This window comes from Candidatus Methanoplasma termitum, from assembly GCF_000800805.1.
Lineage (GTDB): Archaea > Thermoplasmatota > Thermoplasmata > Methanomassiliicoccales > Methanomethylophilaceae > Methanoplasma > Methanoplasma termitum.
This window is the reverse complement of record NZ_CP010070.1, coordinates 566,072-587,771: the sequence shown is the minus strand read 5'-3', so window position 1 is coordinate 587,771 and position 21,700 is coordinate 566,072. Positions and strand designations below refer to the sequence as shown.

The window sequence follows — 21,700 nt, the reverse complement described above, 5'->3', positions numbered from 1 at the left end:
GTCACATCGATCCGAACCGCATTTTTACCTACTCAAAGACCGGGGCTCTGCGCAACAAATTTTAACTACTGAAAGGAAGTTAGTATACATGTAATATACCCGTGCTAAATACTCGGAACGTAAATTGAGAAAGAGGTGACAAAAAATGCCGATAGAATCGTTCTATGAGATGATGGTGATAGATACCAAGGAAGCAGCGGAGAATTTAGTGGCAGCTTTCAGGGCAGCGGAAAAGAGGGGGCCGTTCGTCCCGGAGTACGACGTTTTGAAGTTGCTCGAAGAAGACAGGAAGGACAACCCCGAGCTTAAGAAGAGACTCGAAAAGCGGAGAGCAGAATTTGAACAGAGAAGGGAGAGCGAGTCTCAATGAATCTCTCTGTACGAAAGCTTGATGAAATAAGGGCAGACATCGGAGAGGATGATCTTAATAATCTCCTTAGCACATTCAAATGCTCAGCCGAACCTGCAGCTGAACGCTTTCTTAAGAAAACAGCCATCAAACACGATAGAGAGAGCATATCCAGAACTTATCTTGCAGTAGGAGAGGACGAATCTGGGTTGGACACAATCAAAGGTTTCTTCACACTTGCAATAAAGTGTATCTCGGTCGAAGAATACGATCCCATTCCCAAAGATATATTGGAACAGATGAATGTCAATAATAAGATCGCACAGGCTTACCTATTGGGACAGCTTGCAAAAGCGGACGGTGTCGAGAAAGGATTCGGAAGAGAAATGATCAAGCGCGCTTTTCACTACTTCGCTAAAGGCAATGAGATGTTCGGATGCAGAGTTGCTCGTCTGGACTGCAGGGACAGTTTGATCGATTATTACGAATCCTGCGGGTTCACGTTCATCAGGAAGAATTTTGACAAAGAACTGAACCAGATGGTCGCGATAATATGATCGTTGTCGCAATGAACGGCACCAAAAAAGATTTACTGACAGCCCTCTGCGCAACAAATTTTAACTACTGAAAGGAAGTCAGTATACCTGTAGTATATCTGCACTAAATACTCGGAACGTAAATTGAGAAAGAGGTGACAAAAACATGCCGATAGAATCGTTCTATGAGATGCTGGTGATAGAGACCCGTGAACAGGGGAAGAGATTAGAGGAAGCTTTCGAGGCCGCGGAAAGGAGAGGCCCGTTCGTTCCCGAATACGACATAATGAAAGTACTCGAGGAGGGAGAAAAACGTATTCCCGAACTCAAAGAGAGGCTTGAAAGACAGAGGAAGAAAGCGGAGCAATTCGGGGAGAGTGTCCCTGAATGAGCTTATACGTCACCAGACTTGACAAGTTGAAGGCCGAGATCGGTGAAGAGAATCTTCACGCATTCTTGTCCTCGTTCAAATGTTCGGCAGAACCCGCTGCCGAACAATTTTTGAAAAGAAGTGCGATAAGACACGACAGCGAAAGCATATCCAGAACGCATCTTGCGTTAGGGCAGGACGCAACCGGCGCAGATGTGATCAATGGATTCTTCACACTGGCGATCAAATGTTTATCAGTGGAAAAAGAGAGTGTGTCTAAAAAGACATTCAAACTGATGAATGTCAGCGACAATATTGCACAAGCCTACCTCCTGGGGCAACTGGCGAAGGCGGACGGCGTCGAGAGAGGATTCGGAAGAGAGATGATCAAACAAGCTTTCCATACTTTCGCAAAAGGTAAAGAGATGTTCGGGTGCAGAGTTGTCAGACTCGATTGCAGGGACAGTTTGATTGATTATTACGATTCCTGCGGGTTCACGTTCATCAGGAAGAATTTAGACAAAGAACTGAACCAGATGGTTGCGATAATATGATCGTCGTCGCAATGAACGGCAACGAAAAATGAGTTCCTGAGCAGGCGGAGGAGCTTGATGACGATTCCGTATACGGCCTCGGAGATTGTTTTGAACGGCGTGGATCCATAGCCTTTGTGCGGAATCGACACGCACAGTTTCCACTCAATTTTTGCAAGAGCCTTTTATTTATTTGTAAGGTATTTAGGCAGTTAATATCAGGTGATTAAATGAAGGTAGTAGGTTTTAACTGCAGCCCCAGAAAAGAGGGCAACACCAGCCACATGATCAAGGAAGTATTCAAGGTTCTGAATGCGGAAGGAATAGAGACCGAGATGATACAGGTAGGCGGAAAGGATCTTCACGGATGCAGAGCCTGCGGCGCATGCGGGAAGAACAAGAACATGCGCTGTATCATGGACGACGACGTCCTCAATATGTGCATACAGAAAATGGTCAATGCCGATGGTATAATCATAGGTTCTCCCACATATTTCGCCGATGTCACAGCGGAGACGAAAGCACTCATCGACCGTTCCGGGTATGTCACAAGGCCGAACGGAATGGCCCTCAGAAGGAAAGTAGGGGCGGCGGTCGTTCCTATGAGGCGCGCCGGCGGTATACATGCATTCGACACCATCAATCACTTCTTCTCGGTAAATGAGATGATAACGATCGGCTCATCCTATTGGAACGTAAGCACGGCCAGGGCGGAAGGCGAATTCGAGAAAGATGAAGAAGGCCTAAAGACCATGAAATGTCTCGGAGAGAACATGGCCTGGATCCTCAAAAAGATCAAAGAGGATTGAAATTGTCCGCAACAAAGAAAAAGATATTCATTGTTGTGATGGACGGACTCGGCGACAGGGGTTGCAAAGAACTGAACGGCCTCACTCCTCTTCAGGCAACAGATACTCCCAACTTAGACTGGTTCACAAAGAATGGCATCGCCGGAACGTGCGATACCGTCGACATAGGGATACGTCCGGGAAGCGACACGTCCCACTTATCCATACTGGGATATGATCCGCTTGAGGTTTACACGGGAAGAGGGCCGTTCGAAGCCGCAGGAATAGGTCTTATCGGGAAATACGGCGATGTTGCGTTCAGGTGCAATTTTTCGACCTGCGACAGCGATCTGAATATCACAGACCGACGTGCGGGAAGGATAGACAAACCCGACACAACGGAATTGGTCAAAGCGCTCAGCGGAATGACCATCGACGGCGTCGAAGTGATCATTAAAGAGGGTACGGAACACAGGGCGGCGCTGATACTGAGAGGAAAGGGCCTGAGCCCGGATGTGACCGATGTGGATTCCCACGACCTCGGCCCGCTGAATAAGGCAAAAGGAAAGACAAAGGAAGCGGAGTTCACCGCAAATGTGATCAACAAATTCGTCAAAGAGTCCTATAAAAGATTAAAGGACCATCCGGTGAACAAAAGGAGAGTAAAGGAAGGGTTGCTCCCGGCGAACATCATTGTTCCCAGAGGCGCCGGCGATTTCCCCAACATACAACCTTTTCCCGAGAAGTACGATCTAAAGGCCGCATGTGTGGCCGGTGTGGGAATGATCAAAGGAATATGTGCGATATGCGGATTGGACGTTATCGATCTTCCCCCATCTTGCACGGGAGGATATAATTCGGACTTTATCGCAAAAGCGAAAGTTGCGATGGAGACCCTGAAAACATATGATTTCATCCTCATGAATGTGAAAGCGCCGGATGTGTGCGGTCATGACCGCGACCCCATAAGGAAATGTGAAGTCGTGAAGCGTCTGGACCAAATGGCAGGTTATATCAAAGACAACTTCAGGGATGACCTTGTCATTGTTTTCACCGCTGACCACAGCACTCCGTGTTCTCTCGGCGACCACAGCGGAGATCCGGTCCCGATCGCTGTTTATACACCCGGGAACGTAATGGATGAAGCGGTCAAATTCAGCGAGTCGGGGTGCTCCCGCGGCCGCATCGGCCGCATCAGAGGAAAGTACATCGTGCAGATGTGCATGGACCTTGCCGAACGCACGGAGAAGTTCGGCGCATGATCAATACAGCATAAGCGATGTCCTGATCGAACCTCCGTATGTAACGGTGAATTCCTTCACAGAACCGGATATAGGATCACCTTTATCGGTCCCGATCGAGACGGTCCTGCCCTGATACTCTATCTCCATATAATATGCGCCGTCGCGTTGCATCGCCGAGTCCAGTATTTCCTTGATATAATCAATAACTGTCCCTTCTCCCGTGAGGATGAAGACTGCGACCATGTCCGGAATACCCACAAGCCCGGACTCATCGGCCTCGATAAGGTCGTTCGTTCTTATTTTCGCGGTGAAAATACTTTCCAACATTGAGGAGGCGTCGTTTGTTCCTTTTTCATTGTTGTTGAAAGAGAACATCGCGGTGACGGCCAATCCGATGATGACGATGAATATCATCGCATCGACCATTGCCGTCATCCCTCTCTTATTTTTCAGATGCATACTGCCACCTCCATCACTGTCGGAACGGTCCTGCCGTCGGAAGACCTCAGAGGCATAACGAACCTCTCGCTGCTGATCTTACCTGTCATCTCTCCGACCAAAATATGTCTGGCCTCGAACCCGAACTCCCCAGGAACCTCGCATGTAAAAGATACCCCTTTGTATCCGTGTCTTTCCGACTCCGATATAAGTTGCTGTTCGATATCGCCGGTTATTTTTCCGTCTTCCAGTATCAGACCTTCAAAGACCCTGTGGTCGATGTTCACTTCTGGGTCACTCTTCTCGTTCGCGGCATTGAGAACGAACAATCCCATGTACATCGTCAGCACAAGGGTGACGATCATCGCCGCCATTATGGCCTCGGGGAATCCGAGGCTCCCTTTATTGTTGAACTTCATGTATGATGATTTTTCTTAAAGTGTATTAAAAGGGAGTACTACAGTTATATTACGTTTCCATTTTTACGGTTCTGTTCTGAGCGGGAACCGATGCGGGCCGAGTCCGCAACGGAGATGTCTTACACACTGTGTCCGTACATGTCGGCCATTCCACACGAATAGGGAAGGATCTGAGCAAAGGGCCCTCTTAAGCGAGGAATGTGTTTTTGCAACATAGGTTTATATTCTCGATCAATCTTATGAAATCAGGAAGGTGGTTTAACGTCCTCTCCCCGAAGGGAGAAGACGGACCCATAAGGCGGGATCATTCCTGCTTCCGCTTTACGGTGGTTCGAGAATGATCTCGATCACCAAAGGACCTAAGCATATCCTGAGTCGGACGTAGCCGGTCTTGTTGGCGGTAATATTACCACCCCCTACCCGGATGGTCCGGACGTGCCGCGGTTTGGAGAACCGGTACGTCCGGCTTCCCATCCTCGGGCACTTTTCATTATACACTTCAAATTGATATAGCCAGCAGTAGAAATACCCCATTCGGTAGTGATCGGACAAATTAAGGTCTTTAGGCTTTTTCCAAATCTTTTTCTGAACGCTTACCGGACAGCACATCGGGATCGGGTTCTCCGTATCCCCGTAATCTGCGCCGACGATTTTCTATGAATCTTCCGGCCGGGCCGCGTCCCGGAATTCCCATTGTTTAACGAATGGTATCAGAGTTATCTATAGGGATCCATACGAAACAGAGAAGGATCTTTTCACTCTACGCCGCGGAGATAATGGCCGTAGTTGATCAACCCGCACATCTCAGTTATCTTTCCTTTTTTGCTTATATCCCTGTTCCTATATGCCTCGGCAACTATCTTTGCGAGGGAAGCGGGTCTTTTTCTCAGGTCGATGCCGAACGAGTCGATACCCATCGAACCCAGCTCGTTCAGATACTGCAGCAGGAGCAGATCGGACGAATTCAAAACATGGGCAAGACCGAAATTATCTCTGTATATGGGGAAATCATGCTCGAGTTCGTCCCTTATGGTTCCGGCAGTCAGTCCGGTATCGCGCGTGCACATAAGTTCGGTCCTTCCGAACACCATCAGTTCGATCCGCCCGCTGTGATATTCTGCCAAATTCTTTATCTCGGGCTTTGAAAGTTCCACGGAAACAGTTGTCTGGGACATGGCCGGCGGGAAGTAAGAGTTGAACATGTTCATGTGGTAGCTTCCGAACATTTTCCTTTGTTTGAAATGATGCATTTGGTCCGGGGTGTTCACCATCACGGCGTATTCGCCCACATTCAGATCCATAAGCGGCCTGAAACGCGGAAGGTTGACAACGAACTCCACATCATTCTCCTCACACATCTTCCCCGCGGCCTCCGTACTGTCGTTGAGGTCGTAGTAGACCCTGTCGGCATTCCCGATCACCGAATCCAAAACTTTGACCGAACTTACGTAGAAGGATATCTTCGGGACTGTCGCCTTCCTGTCGCTTGGTTTAAGCTCTTTCTGATACGATCTCCTTTTTGTCTCTCCCTTTAACTTAGGGGGGTCGCCGACCAGATTCTTTATTTCGTCTATGCGTGGGTCGAATGTTCTGTACACCTCATATGTTCCGTCAGGTATCTTGAACGGAGCGGTCACTTTCCCGAGAGAGCTGACCTTGAACCCTCCGATCTTATCTTTTCCTTTGAATATCGAGAGCCCGTCCCTTATGTTCACTTTCTCCTTCAGATCGGACAGGTCGAACTTTCTGTCCGATATAGAGACGGAACCCAAAAGGAAACCTCTGTTATCGGCATATTTGGGCTGGACCAAGCTGGACACTCCGGGGAAATACCCTTCGCAGAATCCGCGGTTGAATACCGTTTTCAGAAGGTCGGCCGTATCGGAAATCTTTTCCCACGGTTCCCCGTTGTTAAGCATGGAGTAGACCTTGGTGGCAAGGTATGCGTAGGCATGACTTCTCATCCTTCCCTCGATCTTAACGGCGGATATGCCTGCCGCCTTAAGGCGTTCCATCCAATCCACACCGTAAAGGTCCGCGTTGCTCAGGAAGAATCCTTCTTCGTCCTTCATAAGATATGATTTCCTGCACGGCTGGGCGCATTGGCCGCGGTTGCCGCTCCTCCCGCCGGCTATGCTGGAGAACAGACATCCTCCGGAGATGCAGTAGCACATTGCGCCCTGAACGAACACTTCCGTCTCTATCTTCGAATCTTTGATAACAGAAGATATCTCGTCGAAAGTAAGTTCTCTTGCCAGAACGGCTCTGTCGATGCCGTTCTCGTAGCACCATTCGAGGCCGGAAGCCGAATGGATCCCCATTTGGGTGGAAGCATGTTTCTTGATCTCGAATCTGTGAAGACTCTTCAAAAGCCCCAGATCTTGGATCAGTATGGCATCTGCGCCTATGTCGTTAAGGAAACCGACGTACGATATCGCATCGTTCATCTCGCTGTCTTTGATAAGGGTATTGACCGTAACATAAACCTTGACGTTGTTGTCGTGAGCGTAATTCACGGCGCCTTCCAGTTCGCCGTCGGTGAAATTCTGAGTGAAAGCTCTCGCTCCGAACGCTTTACCTCCTAGGTAGACGGCGTCACAGCCTCCTTTGATCGAGGCGACCAGTCCTTCCGGCGAGCCCGCGGGCGAAAGTATCTCCACGCCTTAACCTATTTCCTCAAGGTTTAAAATCCCTCAGTATCGTTGCGCTTGTTTTTCGTTCCGAACGAACAAAAAATGAAAACGTAGTCTACGTGTACGCTGCTCGTTTAATACTCTTTGAGAAAAATCATCAATCATGGAGTTAGAATCTATAATTTCAGCGATAAGTAAAAAGAAACCCGAAACGGCAGATGCCGAATTAGACGAGGATGTTCTGTCGATAAATTGCAGAAAATGCAAATTGGCGCCGGATTTCAGATCGCCGAGCTGTCTGAAGTGCATCATACAGCACATCTCACAGCAGGGCAATGCGGAAAGGATACGGCTGAGGACCAGTAAGGACATTGAGATATTCGGACCGGCGGCGGAGACACTCTGCGAGCTGGCCGTTTTCTATAATTCGACTGCGTTGAGCTCTCACAAAGAAGAAGGCAGATCGTGTGCGGACTGCAACAACTCCGGTTCAAAGATAATGGATGCCGTTTGGACGGGATTCCCGGATCCGAACTTTGATACGGTAAGGGGGAGACTGGCGAACTTCCGTCCTTCGGATAATAAGTGTCTGTCCTGCATCCAAAAGACATACAGAGCATTGGACCAAGCGGAACACGGCGTCAACAACCTCAAAAAAAGGATATCGATCGAGACGGCAAGGACCGGTGGTGTCTGATGCCCAGGATATTGTCCGGGGTCAGGGGGAGGATCAACAGAAGGAATATCGAAGAAGTGAGCTACAACGACAGACTCATAATAACGGATTACAGCGACGTCGAGAACAGCATGCAGACCAGAGCACCATTCCAAGAACCGGGCCCGGTGAATGACGACAACGCATCATATCAATGCGAGATACCGATCCGGCCGAGGCAGGTAGACGTTCCGAAACAAGAAAGGAGCATTCCCCAGCTGACCGACAGGAAATCCTTGCTTGAAGGACTCATCGCCCTTTCCGAAGGAAATGTCAGGTTCAAACCGATATACTCGGACTGCTGGCTGGTCGGAAAGAAAGGCGATCTCGAGAACATGCTCGAATACAGTTCGCCGGGCGGAAAGGTCGCTATCGGGACGGCGGCGGACGGCGAGATCGAATACAATCTCACGCCTTCCGAATACTCCTTCCCGGATTCGGTGAACGCTGTGATCGAAGCGGTCATAAACGGCATCAGGGAGAAGTACAGGACATTCGGGGGGAGGATGGATAAACAAAGTGTGATAGGCACCGCCAGAGGCATGCTTATCGATCATTCTGACACGATCGAAGCGGTCTTCGGAAGGGATACGGAGACCGTGGAGAAGGTCATAGAGGATATGTGCGGGATAATTTACAGGTATACGGTAGGGATGGGAGTCTTCGAAGTACTGCTTGCGGATCCGAAACTGGAGGACATTTACATCGACGCGCCGTGCGACAGGAACAGGATCCACGTAACGATGAACGGCATAGAAGGGAACAATTCGCACATCAAATGCAGGACGAACCTTGTTGTGGACAAGAAGGAGGTGATGAACCTCCTCAACATACTGAAAAGGGACAGCGGGCTGCAGTTCTGCGAGTCCAATCCTATTTTGGAAACGGATATAAAAAGTCATGACGCAAGGGCGACGGTCGTCGGGTATCCTTTGAGTCCGAACGGGGATGCCGTTGCGATAAGGAAGCACTCCGTTAGACCGTGGACGCTGACAAGATTGATCGCGAACGGTACGATGGACCCGAGGATAGCAGGCATATTGTCATTTTTGGTCGATAACCGGGCAACATTCCTGATATGCGGTGCGAGGGGTGCGGGAAAGAGTTCGCTTTTATCTTCGCTTATGTTCGAATTCCCTCTTTCACAGAGGATATTGACCATCGAGGACACAATGGAACTCCCCACGGCGCTGATGAGGAAGATGGGATACAAGGTGCAGTCGATGCTCATCGACGACAGAATGGGGGGCGACAGTCTCTCCAGGTCGAATGAGGCGCTCAGAGTGTCTTTGAGGATGGGAGAGTCCGCGATCGTTCTCGGAGAGGTAAGGGGCGAGGAAGCGAAGACGCTGTATCAGAGCATGAGGACAGGCCGTGCCGGAAGTTCGATCATGGGGACGATACACGGAGACTCCGCCAGATCGGTTTACGAAAGAGTGGTTCACGATATGAACATCTCGCCGGAAGCTTTCATGGCAACGGACATACTCGTAACGCTGGGAACGATAAGGGACCGGAGAACGGGGAACCAGCTGAGAAGAGTGAACGAACTTGTCGCAACATCAGATACGGCGGGAGAGTTCGTCGATGCGACCGATAATTCGACGCTTTTCCTGTCGCCTGTAATGAGGCGCATATTGGCATCGTCGCAAATGAGCAAAGCGGATATAATGAAAGAGATCAGAGCAAGGGCCGTGATACGATCGTTCTTGGCGGAAATGGGAAAGATCCAGAGCGAGGAATACCTCGGCCCCGAATGGATCGGTATCGCCAATGAGCATACATCGAGATCCAACGGAAAGACAGCGGAGGATGTTCTGAATTCATTCAAGGTGAAGTTCCGCGACCTGACCGGGATAAGTGTTTGATATGGCCGTAAAGAAGATGAAGAACCCGAATGTTCTGCTGAACGAAACGCCTACGGTGATAGGTATGATGTATGCCGTGATCGAGGGAGGAGGTTCCATAGATTCGGCGGTAAGGGATGTGGCAAAGAACGGGCCCGAAAGGTCTGCGGCGATGTTCGGTGCGATCGTTGTCAGGGCGGATACCAGACAGATAAGGGACATATCTCACGGGTTATCCGAGATGTTGGCCTCCGTCCCGGCAGAGGCGGCGGCGTTCAGACGCTCGATACAAATGGTGGTCGCATCCGCAGCCTCGTCGGACCAAGCCGAAAGGAAAAGGATGCTCAACGAGGCATCGGAGATAGCAATGAACGGGCTCAAGGAGATCGGTGAGAATTACAGCACGTCCCTGAACCTCCCATGCATGATGATCTTCGGTCTGGGTATAATGGTGCCGATGGTGCTTATGTCGATACTTCCGATGCTAAGTTTAGGGGGGATATTCGGAAGTTCCTCAATAGGAAGCATGCCGATCATGGTCGCGACCTTGGTGTTCATACCCGCGGTGATACTCGTTTTGATCGTTTCGATAAAAGAAAAGAACCCCTTTATGAAGCCGTCATCGAATCTCGATCCGAAATACATCCTCCCCGGCCTTGCTTCGGTGCCAGTAGCATTCATCACCTATCAGGTGACCGGGGACCTTCAGTTATCTCTCACCGCAGCGGCATTGGCCGCGGGTGCTGCGATCCTGATATACGCCGCGCCGTACATAAGGTCCGAAAGGACAAGGGAGAAGCAGGAGCTGTGCCTTCAGGATTCCGTATTCGAATTGGGGAACCGTTTGATAGCGGGTGAGAACTTCGAGACCTCTATCGTCAGGGCGATAGGTGCGAGGGCGGAGTGTGCAACTGTTGCGGAGAGCGTTTACAGAGAGATGGGGATATGCAGAGGCGATGCGTGTTCGGCGATCAGAGCATCGGTCGGGAAAATATCAACCCGCATTTCCGGAGTATTCTGTGACGTCTACAGATGTTCTCAGAAGGATGTGAGGGACGCGGGAAGGCTTGCGGTATCGGTGGGGAGACAGATACAGGACCAGGACATCGTCAGAAAGGGGATAAGGAACAAACTGAAGAGCATGACCGACATGATGACGGGGACCGCGGCGATATTCGCACCCTTGGTCCTCGGTATGAGCGTGACAATGCTCGGGCCCATATCCAGAGTGATGGACGGGGTTGACTTTGGGAACACATCGGCCATACTTTCGGTATATCTGATCGAGCTGTGCATACTCGTGTCGATACTGACATCGTTCCTGAACGGGAAAGTGGATATCAGGGACATCGCATACAGATTGGGATTCATGCTTCCGGTGTCTCTGATAGTGTTCGTGCTGTGTTCGAGCATCGGGTTGTGATACGTCAAAACTTTGTTATTATTTCGGGCGGAACGGCGGTTCCGCCCGTCAATCAACAATAAATACAGCAAGACCAATTGAACGGCATGAAAGTATCATCGCCGGGCAGAGCTATACTCCTGTTCCTGGCAGTTTTCCTACTGCTGATGATACTGCTGCCTTTGCTGCATCCGTACGGTTCCTTCACGGATCTGGACGGCAGGGCGGGGGTGATCGACAATTGGAGCAAACTTTCCTTTGCCGACCCTCTTTCGAGAGGCGTTTATTTCTTGGGCGACCTGTTCTGCCATCAGGAGACATCGCGATCATTCATTATCAACGGTTCGCAGATGGCCTTCTGCCAGAGGGACGTTTCCATTTTGACAGGGGCGATCGTAGGCCTTATTGCGACAGATGAAAAAATATCTGTGATCCCGATTAAGAACAAAACGATCCCGTTGATAGGAGTTCTGATGATCGTTTCGACCCTTATCGAATGGGGCATCGAGTTTGTTTTCAATGTCGATCTCCTTGCCGGAAGGGTCGCCACTGGCTTGCTGGCGGGAGCGGGCATAGCATTGATCTTTCAATATTTCATAACAAAAGAATATGAAAAAGTGGTTTTTAAGAGGGATTAATCACACTTGGTCCATCCGCATGTCTTACAGATGTTGCATCCGCCCTGGAATTGCAGCTCGTCGCCGCATTTCGGGCAGGGGTTGATGACGGCCCTGGTCTTTGCTACGGTCTCTTTCTCCGCCTCAAAGGATATGCCCTTCACTTCTCTCTGCATCTCCGCGTTCATATCGAGAAGCGCCCAGCCCACCGCCATCGGGCAGCACGATCCTTTGCTGGTATCTCTTTTCGTGAATGTTCTCACGACATACGACGGACACGAGCCGCAGCTCTTCAGCTGATCCACGATAGAGTTGATGTCGCAGCCGCTCCTCGCGGCAAGCGATATCATCCTGGATAATCCGATCATGAAGTTGTTGCATCCTCCGGTGGAGCCCTTGTTCAGGTATGCCTCCAGGAGTTCGCCGCTGTGGGGGTCGAAGAACGCTGTGCAGTGTAGGCTTCCGCATCCGGTCATAAGTTTCCTCTTCTTTCCGACCACATCATCGGCAACGTTCTCAACAAATCCTCTCTTTTTCTTCTTTCCGTTGCCGTTACCGTTCTCGTGCTCGTCCGTCTTCTTCTGTTCCTTTTCCGCCTTTTCTGCGGAAAGTATGCCGAGACGCTTGCATCCGTCCCTGAACACGGTCACTCCTTTGCAGCCTATCTGCCAGGCATACAGGTATAGGTCGTATACCTCGTTCTCCGGGAAATCAGCGGGAAGGTTCACGGTCGAACTGATCGATGCGTCAATGTGCATCTGCCAGGTCCCCTGCTGATTCAGGCGCTGTTTGTAATCCAAGTTCTGAGCCGTGACGAAGAAACGCGGAAGAGCCTTTTCGTCGGTCACGCCGTGTTTGTCCATGTACTCCTTTACTACGGGAGTATACACCTTGTAATACTCATCGCGGTCCGAGAGGGAGACGGTCCTTCTTTCGTATGAGTTGGCGAATATGGGTTCGATGCCGCCGGAGATCCCGATCATCGTCGAAAGTGTTCCGGTCGGTGCGATCGTAAGCAGCTGCGAGTTCCTTACCCCGTACTGTTTTACCAGTTCTCTTGTTTCCTCGGAAGTGTTCTCCAAGAAATAAGGGGAGCTCATGATCTGCTCGATGTTGCATTTAGGGAATTTCCCTTTTTCTTTGGCGATCAGCGCGGATTCCCTTATCGCGGCATCCGCCATGATGAACCCGAGCATGTGGCAGAAATCCATCGCTTCCTTGGTCCCGTACTCCAGCTCCATCTTGATCAGCATATCAGCAAGACCCATTATCCCGAGGCCGATCTGCCTCCAATCCCTGACGGAGTCCCTCTGCTCCTGCAGCGGGTGAAGAGGCAACCCCTCTTCGAGGACATCGTTCAATCCTCTCACGCATATTCCGACGGTGCGTCTGAAGTCCTCCTCGTCGAATTCCCCCTCCTTAACGAAAACAGAAAGATTCATGCTTCCGAGAAGACAGCTTCCGCCCGCCGGCAGAGGTTCTTCCGCGCACGGGTTGGTACCCGCGAAATGGTAATCGGGGAACTCGCTCAAAAGGTTCCACGATTCGATGCGGTTCCAGAAAAGACATCCGGGCTCGCCGTAATCCCAGTTCGCATAACACAGTTTTTTGAAGAATTCATATGCGTTGAGATTCTTTTCCACCTTGTCCTTTGTCTCCGGCCTCATGAATCTCTGTACGAAGTTCTTCTTTTCCCGAACGCAATCCATGAACTCGTCGGTCACCCGGATGGACATGTTCGCTTTCGTCACTCTGTCGACATCGGTCTTGACACCGGTGAATTCTTCGAGATCGGGATGTTCGCAGGAGAGCGAGAGCATAAGCGCCCCCCTCCTTCCGTGCTGCCCGATCAGACCAGTCACCATTGAGTACAGATCGGTGAACGATACAGCACCCGATGTCTCGGATGCGGTGTTGTTGATCTTCGCACCGCGCGGAGCAAGCTTGGAAAGATCTATCCCCACGCCTCCGCCGTAGCTGAATGTTCTCGCAAGTTTCCCGGCGCATTCGAATATGGATTCTATCGAGTCCTCGGGCGGCGTCACGACGTAGCAGTTCGAGAGTGTTATCTTCAGTCCGGTCTTGTGAAGGCCTCGGTTTGCAAGTATCCTTCCCCCGAACAGGAACTTTTTCTCGACGATCATTTGTCTGATGTCAGCGTTACCGTCGCTGACGCGATCCAGCCAGTGTTCGAACGTTTCTCCGTTGTAGCAGTATTTCTTCTGCCAAATATCTATACCGAGTTGGTTATCTTCGCCCAACCATTCCCCTATTTCCATGTGGTCTAACTCCCATCTTAAAACAGGATGACGTTCACCATAATTAAACCTCCCAAAGTTGGATGGATCGATTTTTCCGTTCCCGAAAAACAGTATAAAAAGCTGTTACAAAACCAGATGTTTTCGGTAGTTATTTTTACATTTTTTTGCCGCCTTCTCCGGCTGCGGCGGCGGAGCGGAAGTACGTTATGCGGCGTCCTCAGTATGGCGGAAGCGCGGACCCAAATGTTGTTGCCGTCAATAACGACGCAGAACCGGACCGCAGCCCGCCGCAAAACCGGCCATATCGATTTCATATATGTAGGATATATATTTAATAGTATGTTTTTGATACTATGTTGACAAAGATATAGGTGTATGAGAAATGTTTATTATGGTCTACTTAATGTGCGGGTCGGAGAGAGGAGGAGACTCTGATAGGGGGTTTACAATCGGTGGAGGGGGAGCCATGCTTCTTACCTGTTTTGCGGCATAGTGACACGGCGGTCCCGCCGAGTCATAAGGCGCACAGTTATATTTCCGTAAATACGGAAGCGGGGACTGTCGGCAAAGAGGAAAATCTAAGCGTGATCAAGGAGGAACACATCGTTCCTGAACCGCTCAGGCGTACGGCTGTACGGCAGATTTTCGAATGGTTATTCTGTCTGTATGTTCTTTCCCGTCTCGCATCGGATATCTTAAGACCGTCATGCGAGCGCCGAACGGCCGCGATACTGCGGCCGGCGCACCCGCCGAAAGCAGATCATAGTATTACATTACAAAGGGTCGCGATGACCCTTTTTTTACAAAACCTTTTCCACAAAGATCTTATGCGAGACCGGCCGCGTATGCCGGTGTTTATTTCTTTAAAAACATTAAGTGGGGAGTTGTTTAATTATGGTTCAAACAGGTAGGGGAACTGGAAGTAGGATAAAGGGCCGCTCTGCCGTAAAATACGGCATGCTGGCGCTCATTGTGATGATAATGGCCGTAACGGCTGTTTATACCGTGAGTCACTCGGATGACTCGTCGGCGGCCAATTATCAGATCAACTTAGATGTTGCCGGGAACGGCACCGGTTACACATTCAACGGGTCGGCGCTTGCCTTCACTACTTTGGCGAACGGAAACACATATGAGATAACACAGACCACCACGACATCTTTGTCGCGAACCATCACTTTCGCTACCGGCGTGAACACGACCGTGACCTTCAGTAACATCACTATCACAGGAAATGTCACCTTACAGGGCAGCGCTACGGTGAATCTGCTCATCAGAGGGACAAATACAATCAGCGGATCGATCTTAGTACCTACTACGACAACTCCCGCAGCGGTAGCATCGATAATCATTGACAGCGCATCTGTGCCCGGCAGCACGAACGGCTCACTTGCGGTAACGGCAAACACCTCTAACTGTGCAGGCATCGGCGGCAGCGGCACTACTGGTACCATACCCGGCGGAAATATAACCATCAACGGCGGCACCGTGACTGCGAGGGGTATCAATTCATCAACGGGTATAGGTACCGGCGGTACCACTATAAGCAGTGCCGGGACCATTACCATCAACGGCGGCAGCGTTACAGCGTTCGCCGGCGCTAACTCCGGTGCCTACGGCATCGGCGGCAGCGCCGGTACTGTTACCATCAACGGCGGCAGTGTGACCGCCACAGGGACAGGCACCGGCGCAGGCATGAACCTCAGCGCAATCAGCATATCTAACGGCACAGTGACCTCGACCGGCGGAGCAACCGGCTACGGTATGTACAGCGGAACTGACATAACCGTCACTAACAGCACAGTGACCTCGACCGGCGGAACAAACATGATCGGTATGTATTGCGCAAGCAGCATAACCGTCACTAACAGCACAGTGACATCCAAAGGCGCAGGTATAGGCACAGGCATGCAAGCGACCAACATCAATGTTGACGGCGGCAGCAATGTTTATGCGGAATCGACAGGCACAGGTAACGGCATCTCCAACATCGGAAACGGCACCATTACCATACTTAACAGTACAGTGACCGCCATCGGGAACACAGGTATCAACAACGCAGGCCTCAGCGGCACCATATCGATAACAGGCAGCACGGTGACCGCAACGGGCAGGAGCGGCGGCGGCATCGCCAATTCAAACACTGGCGGCACAATATCGATCACCAACAGCAACGTGACCGCTACAGGAGGCGGCACAGGTAACGGCCCAGGTATCGGCACCATTCAGAGTTCCAACGGCGGAAATGTAACGATCAACGGCGGAACGATCATAGCGAAAGGCAGCGGTACGGGTGCAGGAATAGGCACTAATGGAACCGGTATCATCACTATTAACGGAGGAACTATCACAGCGACAGGCGGCGCGACATCGGGCGCAGGCATCGGCGCTAATGGGACCAACACCTCCCCGACAATAAACATTGACAGCTCGGCCAACATAACGGCCTACTCAAGTATAGCGACGAAACTCGCCATCGATGCGAACGCTTCAAGCACGATCGGTGTCTATCTTATCAATGCCCGTTTCGTGACGGGATCTGCACAACCTACGGTGCTTGACGTGTACAGAGCAGGCGACATAAGGAATTCTGCGAATATACTGAGAACGCTGAACCTGCCTGCGAACTATCTTAACTTTGCTTTCACCACAGGCAGTTCGGTACAATCTTATAACTTATATGTGCACAATGACCTATATTCCGGCGGAGAAGTGTGGCAGATATCGAATGGTACACAGGTCATCACTTCTGCAAAAGCATACACGATCCAGGATGTCAAGATAGGATTACCCGTATATGTGATAGACCTTAGCACGGTTACGGGAAACAACACCGGTTATACATTGAGCGGCACAAGCCCCAGTATGACGCTGACTTTCACAACGGCGGCTACCGGTAACAGATACCAGATAATACAGAGCACAGGCACGTGTAAAGTATCATCGATAAGCACTCAAAATACTGTGAACACGTCAATGTCGTTCGAAGGGGTCAACGCAGCAAGCACGACCGTGAGTTTAGCGGCCAACTCGACTCTCGGCATTCAGTTTAAAGGCACAAACCTGATGAAGGGCATCACAGTAAATGGCACTTCCACTCTGAACATATTATTGAGCGGTTCTACAACGATCACCGACAGTATCACACTGAAGACTGCCGGCTCAAGCATCAATATCGATAGTGCGGTCGCCGCGGGAAGCAGTGAAGGTTCGCTTACTGTCACAGCGGCAACTGCAAACGCAGCAGGTATAGGCGGCTCAGTAGCCGGCGTCAATATCACTATCAACGGCGGCACTGTGACAGCAACAGGGAACGGGGGCGGTGCAGGGATAGGAGGAAATAGCGCAGTTGCAGGCGGTAATATCACTATCAACGGCGGCACTGTGACAGCAACAGGCGGCACCGCCGGCGGTGCAGGTATAGGGGGCGGAAGCGCAGGCGGCAGCGGTACAATAAGGATCAGCAGTGCGGCCAACGTAAAGGCATATTCACAAAGCGCTGCCAAACCCGCCATCGACGCCGGTGCAGCTAACACCGGAGATGCTTACTTCGTCAATGCCTATTTCACCACAGCTCCATCGGCGACGGGGACAACGCAGATCGAGGTATACGCCAACGGCAATAATGTGGGAAGGCTGAACAGTCTGACCCTGCCTGCGAGCTACGTGGGTTTTGCTTACACAACAGGCAACGCATCACGCAGCGACAACATCTTCGCATACAACAGCACATATGCGGGACCGGTGGTGCTTGCGGCGACCAGCAGCCCCGTGATCACATCGGGCAACACTATCGCAACGCTTAATGTGATGTTAGGGACGGTCACGGACCCCGCAGCGGGTAACCCGTCAGTCAGCAACATCACTCAGAACAGTGCGGCCTTCACCAGCACCGGACACACAATGAACGGCGCCGCCTTCTCCGGCGGCGGGTTCCGATACGGCACATCCCCGACAGTCACATCAACCGGACAGCTTCAGACATCGACGTCTGTCTCATGGACACCGGCTGATGCGAACAGTCCTAAAACATTGTCGGTCGCAGGACTCATACCCAATACCAAATATTACATGCAAACATATATATCATCCAACACGGGAACATACTTCAGCCCCGTGGTCTCGTTCGTGACATCCCCCCTCATAGTGAGCGGTTCGGCAGTGGCGGGTTCGACAGGTTCAGAGGCGCGGGTGAGCGCAGCGTTCAACACAAGCAGCGGCAATGAGCCACTGACTATCAAGATTTACTACAGCGTCAATACGATCGATCCTAATAACCCATCATCTTGGTCGGCGCTTCGATCGGTAACGCTGCCGAGCGGCACATACAGCAACGCCGGATTCACGAACTTCCCGCTGACACTCGGAATGAACAATTACAACATACTGATCGTAGCCGAGAACGAAACGGGATACGGTTCTTTCAGTCTTACTTACAACGGCAGCCAAGGTTCAACGATCATCGACCTCAGCACGACTACTGCCGGAGGCATCGGCTATACTGTCGGGGGAACAAGCCCCAACCTGACGCTGAGCTTCGATACCGGTTCAGTCGGTAAGAGTTATGTGATCGTACAGAGTACGATGGGAACGAACCTATTCACAACCATACAATTCTTAAGCGGCTCGGGACCGACGATCTTTTTCGGAACCGACATACAGGTCAACAATGCCAGACCGTATGTCCAGAACGGGGCAAATGTAACCTTCCATATCTCAGATGAGGTAAAGATCTGGTTCAACCAGGGTATACGTGTAGCTAATGGGGCAACATTGGAGATCGAGAGCCGCAGCGAAGCAAAGCAGAGCGGCATGCTGTTCGCCACTGCTACAGGCAACAATGCCGGTATCGGCGGTGACGGCGGTATCGACGGCACGGCCGGTAATTATGCCACAGCTACACCCGGGACTGCCGGCACTGCAGCAGCAGATGCTGTGGCCGGAACGATCATTATCGACGGTTGTAATGTAGTTGCAGTAGGCAGCGGCAACGGCGCAGGTATAGGCGGAGGAGGAGGCGGGAACGGAGGTATCGGCGGCACTGGTAGCACAGGCGGCAACGGTACCGCAGGCGGCGCAGGCGGTATCGGCGGCGCAGACGGAACGGTCACCATAAAAGGCAGTTCGTCAGTTTCAGCCAAAGGAGGCAGCGGCGGCGCAGGCATAGGCGGCGGCGCCGGCGGCAGCGGCGGCGCCGGCGGCAGCGGTGGACTCGGTGTCAACCTCGGCGCAGGCCACGGCGGCGCAGCTGGCGGTGGAGGTTCCGGCAACGCAGGCGGCGCCGGCGGCAATATCACGATCAGAGATAACGCAACCGTTACTGCTACAGGCAACGGTAAGAGCGCCGGTATCGGAGGCGGAGGCGGAGGTATCGGCGGAGGTAGCGGAAACGGCGGCGATTCTCAACAAACATCAAGCATAGGTACAATGGGTAATGGCGGTAATTCAGCCGCCAGCGGTCTCGGGGGTGCAGGCGGAAGCGGAGGAACGATATCCATCAACAGCAGCGGAATGATCTCTGCTGTAGGCGGCGGCGCAGGCATCGGCGGCGGACAAGGCGGACAAGGCGGACAAGGCGGACAAGGCGGTAGCGCCAACGTAGGCACTACTAGCGGCGGAGGCAGCGGCGGCACAGGCGGCACAGGCAACGCAGGCGGCGCAGGCGGTACATTCACTTCGATCGAGATAGTGAACAGTAATGTGACAGCATCAGGCACCGGTGGAGCAGGCATCGGCGGCGGCGCAGGCGGGAACGGCGGGAACGGCGGGAACGGCGGGAATGGCGGCACCGGCGGCGGGAACGGCGGAAATGCAGGGGTCGGGTCTACCGGAGGTGCAGGCGGTCATGCAAACACGATAAATATCGTGAACAGTCAAATAAGCGTCCAAGGCGGCCGCGGCGCAGGCATAGGCGCAGGCGACGGCGGGAACGGGCGGGACGGCGGGAACGGCGGGAACGGCGGCGCAGACAACGGATGGAACGCCGGGCGTAATTGCTGGTACGCCCGGAACGGCGGGAACGGCGGCGCAGCTGGCGGTAATAATAATTCGATTTCAATAACAGGCAGTACAGTCGACTCGATAAGCACAAGCGGTGCCGGTATCGGCGGCGGCTCCGGCGGCTCCGGCGGCTCCGGCGGGAACGGCGGCATAGGCGGCATCGGTGATACCCGTGCAACTGCGACCGGTTTCCCAGGCTTCGATGGCGCTATAGGCGGCAACGGCGGCGCAAGCACCGCAGGCGGTGCCGGCGGGACGATCACGATCACTGATAGCAAAGTCAAGGCCATAAGCAATGCCGGCGGCGCAGGCATAGGCGGCGGCAACGGCGGTAACGGTGCAAACGGCGGCAAAGGCGGCAACGGCGGCAAAGGCGGCAACGGCGGCGGCTCCGGCGGAAATACTAATGCTGGTGCCGGCGGTAACGGTGCAAGCGGCGGCGCAGGCACCGCAGGCAATGCGGGCGGGGCTAGCGGTACGGTAAAAATCTCCAACAGCACAGTTGAGACTAGAAGCGACAGAGGGGGTGCCGGTATCGGCGGCGGCGCAGGCGGTGTGGCGGCGCAGGCGGCGCAGGCGGTGTGGGCGGCGCAGGCGGTTTAGGTCAGGGTACTGGCAGTGCCAGTTCTGCTGCAGGTGGCGCAGGCGGCGCAGGCAGAGCAGGTGGCAACGGCGGCAACGGCGGAGCCAACGGCACTATAGAGATAACCAATAGTAAAATAGACACCACAGGCAACGGCAACGGCGCAGGCATCGGGGGCGGTGTGGGCGGCGCAGGCGGCGCAGGCGGCGCAGGCGGCGCAGGCGGCGCAGGCGGCAATGGTAATGATGGTTCAGTTGTTGGCGGCAACCCCAACAACGGCGGCAACGGCGGCGCAGGCAATGCAGGCAGCAACGGCGGCAACAGTGGTGCAGGCGGCAACGGCGGCAACATCCAATTAACCGACAGTATTGTTAACTCCGTAAGCGGCAGCCACGGTGCGGGTATCGGCGGCGGCGCAGGCAGCACAGGCGGCTCCGGCGGCGCTGGCGGTAACGGCGGCTCCGGCGGATGGTCTGCAACTAGAACAGTAATGGATAAAGGAGGTAACGGCGGTGACGGTGCAAACGGCGGCGCAGGCGGCGCAGGCGGCACCGGCGGTGCGGTTAACACGGTTAATATTATTCGTTGCACGGTCAACGCCACAAGTGCCGGCAACGGCGCAGGTATAGGCGGCGGCGGTGCCGGTACAGGCGGTACAGCCGGCGGTGCCGGTGCAGGCGGTACCGGCGGAGTTGCTAGTATGGGTACAGACGGCACCAACGGCGCCCCTGGAGCCGCAGGTACAGCCGGCGGAAACGGAAACGGCGGAAACGGCGGAAACACCTTCGTGACCGGTTCAAACAGTACAGTCAAGGCACGCGGTCTCTACAACGGTATCGGCGCGGGGCCAACCCCGCCGGGACGGTCAATGCCACAGGTACGAACCACTTCGACTCCGGAAGTATCTATCCGGCGAACAGCGGAAACGCGGTAACCATTCAGCTTCCGGGACTCTCGACGGACGA

16 protein-coding genes are annotated in these 21,700 nt (G+C 52.7%); 12 read left to right on the top strand and 4 right to left on the bottom strand.

The genetic code is table 11. The features are described from left to right. Positions 1-145: 145 nt before the first annotated feature. The 6 genes from Mpt1_RS02715 (at position 146) to Mpt1_RS02690 (ending at position 3,838) form a co-directional block, all read left to right on the top strand. Positions 146-370: a hypothetical protein gene (locus Mpt1_RS02715; RefSeq protein ID WP_048111860.1), complete on the top strand. Its 225-nt coding sequence runs from the start codon at positions 146-148 to the stop codon at positions 368-370. Next, a complete protein-coding gene (locus tag Mpt1_RS02710) occupies positions 367-906 on the top strand; it encodes an N-acetyltransferase (RefSeq protein WP_048111857.1) in 540 nt (179 codons plus the stop codon). The genes Mpt1_RS02715 and Mpt1_RS02710 overlap by 4 nt, the downstream gene beginning before the upstream one ends. A gap of 145 nt (positions 907-1,051) precedes the next feature. After that, positions 1,052-1,276 carry a hypothetical protein gene (locus Mpt1_RS02705; RefSeq protein ID WP_048111854.1) on the top strand — a complete coding sequence of 75 codons (225 nt, stop codon included), beginning with the start codon at positions 1,052-1,054 and terminating at the stop codon, positions 1,274-1,276. Next, the gene (locus Mpt1_RS02700) at positions 1,273-1,809 is read left to right on the top strand and encodes an N-acetyltransferase (RefSeq protein ID WP_048111851.1); all 537 of its coding nucleotides are present in this window, start codon (positions 1,273-1,275) and stop codon (positions 1,807-1,809) included. Before Mpt1_RS02705 ends, Mpt1_RS02700 begins: the two co-directional genes overlap by 4 nt. Before the next feature lie 209 nt (positions 1,810-2,018). Then, entirely contained in the window at positions 2,019-2,597 is a 579-nt protein-coding gene (locus Mpt1_RS02695; RefSeq protein ID WP_048111845.1) for a flavodoxin family protein, read from the top strand. A 2-nt stretch (positions 2,598-2,599) separates the two neighbouring features. After that, positions 2,600-3,838 carry a 2,3-bisphosphoglycerate-independent phosphoglycerate mutase gene (locus Mpt1_RS02690; RefSeq protein ID WP_238603142.1) on the top strand — a complete coding sequence of 413 codons (1,239 nt, stop codon included), beginning with the start codon at positions 2,600-2,602 and terminating at the stop codon, positions 3,836-3,838. On the opposite strand, the gene Mpt1_RS02685 is transcribed toward Mpt1_RS02690, so the two are convergent. From Mpt1_RS02685 to Mpt1_RS02675, 3 genes are all read right to left on the bottom strand, one after another. Beyond that, positions 3,839-4,279, bottom strand: coding sequence for a hypothetical protein (locus Mpt1_RS02685; RefSeq protein ID WP_148305807.1), 441 nt, complete (start codon positions 4,277-4,279; stop codon positions 3,839-3,841). Beyond that, positions 4,270-4,677: a hypothetical protein gene (locus tag Mpt1_RS02680; RefSeq protein WP_048111841.1), complete on the bottom strand. Its 408-nt coding sequence runs from the start codon at positions 4,675-4,677 to the stop codon at positions 4,270-4,272. Before Mpt1_RS02680 ends, Mpt1_RS02685 begins: the two co-directional genes overlap by 10 nt. A gap of 755 nt (positions 4,678-5,432) precedes the next feature. Further along, on the bottom strand, positions 5,433-7,337 hold the full coding sequence (locus tag Mpt1_RS02675) for a peptidase U32 family protein (protein WP_048111838.1): 1,905 nt from the start codon (positions 7,335-7,337) through the stop codon (positions 5,433-5,435). Positions 7,338-7,473: 136 nt separating this feature from the next. On the opposite strand from Mpt1_RS02675, the gene Mpt1_RS02670 reads away from it, so the two are divergent. The 4 genes from Mpt1_RS02670 (at position 7,474) to Mpt1_RS07255 (ending at position 11,912) form a co-directional block, all read left to right on the top strand. After that, positions 7,474-8,007, top strand: a complete 534-nt coding sequence (locus tag Mpt1_RS02670) for a hypothetical protein (protein WP_048111836.1) — start codon at positions 7,474-7,476, stop codon at positions 8,005-8,007. Next, positions 8,007-9,893 carry a type II/IV secretion system ATPase subunit gene (locus Mpt1_RS02665; protein ID WP_052399257.1) on the top strand — a complete coding sequence of 629 codons (1,887 nt, stop codon included), beginning with the start codon at positions 8,007-8,009 and terminating at the stop codon, positions 9,891-9,893. Before Mpt1_RS02670 ends, Mpt1_RS02665 begins: the two co-directional genes overlap by 1 nt. A 1-nt stretch (position 9,894) precedes the next feature. Next, the gene (locus Mpt1_RS02660; RefSeq protein WP_048113715.1) at positions 9,895-11,295 is read left to right on the top strand and encodes a hypothetical protein; all 1,401 of its coding nucleotides are present in this window, start codon (positions 9,895-9,897) and stop codon (positions 11,293-11,295) included. Between the two features lie 86 nt (positions 11,296-11,381). Beyond that, a complete protein-coding gene (locus tag Mpt1_RS07255; RefSeq protein ID WP_052399255.1) occupies positions 11,382-11,912 on the top strand; it encodes a DUF2085 domain-containing protein in 531 nt (176 codons plus the stop codon). Here the strand turns inward: Mpt1_RS07255 and Mpt1_RS02650 are convergent. After that, the gene (locus Mpt1_RS02650) at positions 11,909-14,170 is read right to left on the bottom strand and encodes an adenosylcobalamin-dependent ribonucleoside-diphosphate reductase (protein WP_048111835.1); all 2,262 of its coding nucleotides are present in this window, start codon (positions 14,168-14,170) and stop codon (positions 11,909-11,911) included. The genes Mpt1_RS07255 and Mpt1_RS02650 overlap by 4 nt on opposite strands. Before the next feature lie 876 nt (positions 14,171-15,046). Between Mpt1_RS02650 and Mpt1_RS07250 the strand changes: the two genes are divergently transcribed. Then, complete coding sequence (locus tag Mpt1_RS07250) at positions 15,047-20,755, top strand: beta strand repeat-containing protein (RefSeq protein ID WP_052399254.1); 5,709 nt, start codon at positions 15,047-15,049, stop codon at positions 20,753-20,755. Beyond that, on the top strand, positions 20,734-21,669 hold the full coding sequence (locus tag Mpt1_RS07855; protein WP_052399253.1) for a hypothetical protein: 936 nt from the start codon (positions 20,734-20,736) through the stop codon (positions 21,667-21,669). Before Mpt1_RS07250 ends, Mpt1_RS07855 begins: the two co-directional genes overlap by 22 nt. The last annotated feature ends 31 nt before the right edge of the window (positions 21,670-21,700 follow it).

Bases quoted from the DNA above. Each gene is read 5' to 3' on its own strand.
- Mpt1_RS07255 (WP_052399255.1), top strand. From the start codon at position 11,382: ATGAAAGTATCATCGCCGGGCAGAGCTATACTCCTGTTCCTGGCAGTT.
- Mpt1_RS02660 (WP_048113715.1), top strand. From the start codon at position 9,895: ATGGCCGTAAAGAAGATGAAGAACCCGAATGTTCTGCTGAACGAAACG.
- Mpt1_RS02650 (WP_048111835.1), bottom strand. From the start codon at position 14,170: ATGGAAATAGGGGAATGGTTGGGCGAAGATAACCAACTCGGTATAGAT.
- Mpt1_RS02700 (WP_048111851.1), top strand. From the start codon at position 1,273: ATGAGCTTATACGTCACCAGACTTGACAAGTTGAAGGCCGAGATCGGT.
- Mpt1_RS02680 (WP_048111841.1), bottom strand. From the start codon at position 4,677: ATGAAGTTCAACAATAAAGGGAGCCTCGGATTCCCCGAGGCCATAATG.
- Mpt1_RS02670 (WP_048111836.1), top strand. From the start codon at position 7,474: ATGGAGTTAGAATCTATAATTTCAGCGATAAGTAAAAAGAAACCCGAA.
- Mpt1_RS02695 (WP_048111845.1), top strand. From the start codon at position 2,019: ATGAAGGTAGTAGGTTTTAACTGCAGCCCCAGAAAAGAGGGCAACACC.
- Mpt1_RS02710 (WP_048111857.1), top strand. From the start codon at position 367: ATGAATCTCTCTGTACGAAAGCTTGATGAAATAAGGGCAGACATCGGA.
- Mpt1_RS02685 (WP_148305807.1), bottom strand. From the start codon at position 4,279: ATGCATCTGAAAAATAAGAGAGGGATGACGGCAATGGTCGATGCGATG.
- Mpt1_RS02665 (WP_052399257.1), top strand. From the start codon at position 8,007: ATGCCCAGGATATTGTCCGGGGTCAGGGGGAGGATCAACAGAAGGAAT.
- Mpt1_RS07250 (WP_052399254.1), top strand. From the start codon at position 15,047: ATGGTTCAAACAGGTAGGGGAACTGGAAGTAGGATAAAGGGCCGCTCT.
- Mpt1_RS02705 (WP_048111854.1), top strand. From the start codon at position 1,052: ATGCCGATAGAATCGTTCTATGAGATGCTGGTGATAGAGACCCGTGAA.
- Mpt1_RS02715 (WP_048111860.1), top strand. From the start codon at position 146: ATGCCGATAGAATCGTTCTATGAGATGATGGTGATAGATACCAAGGAA.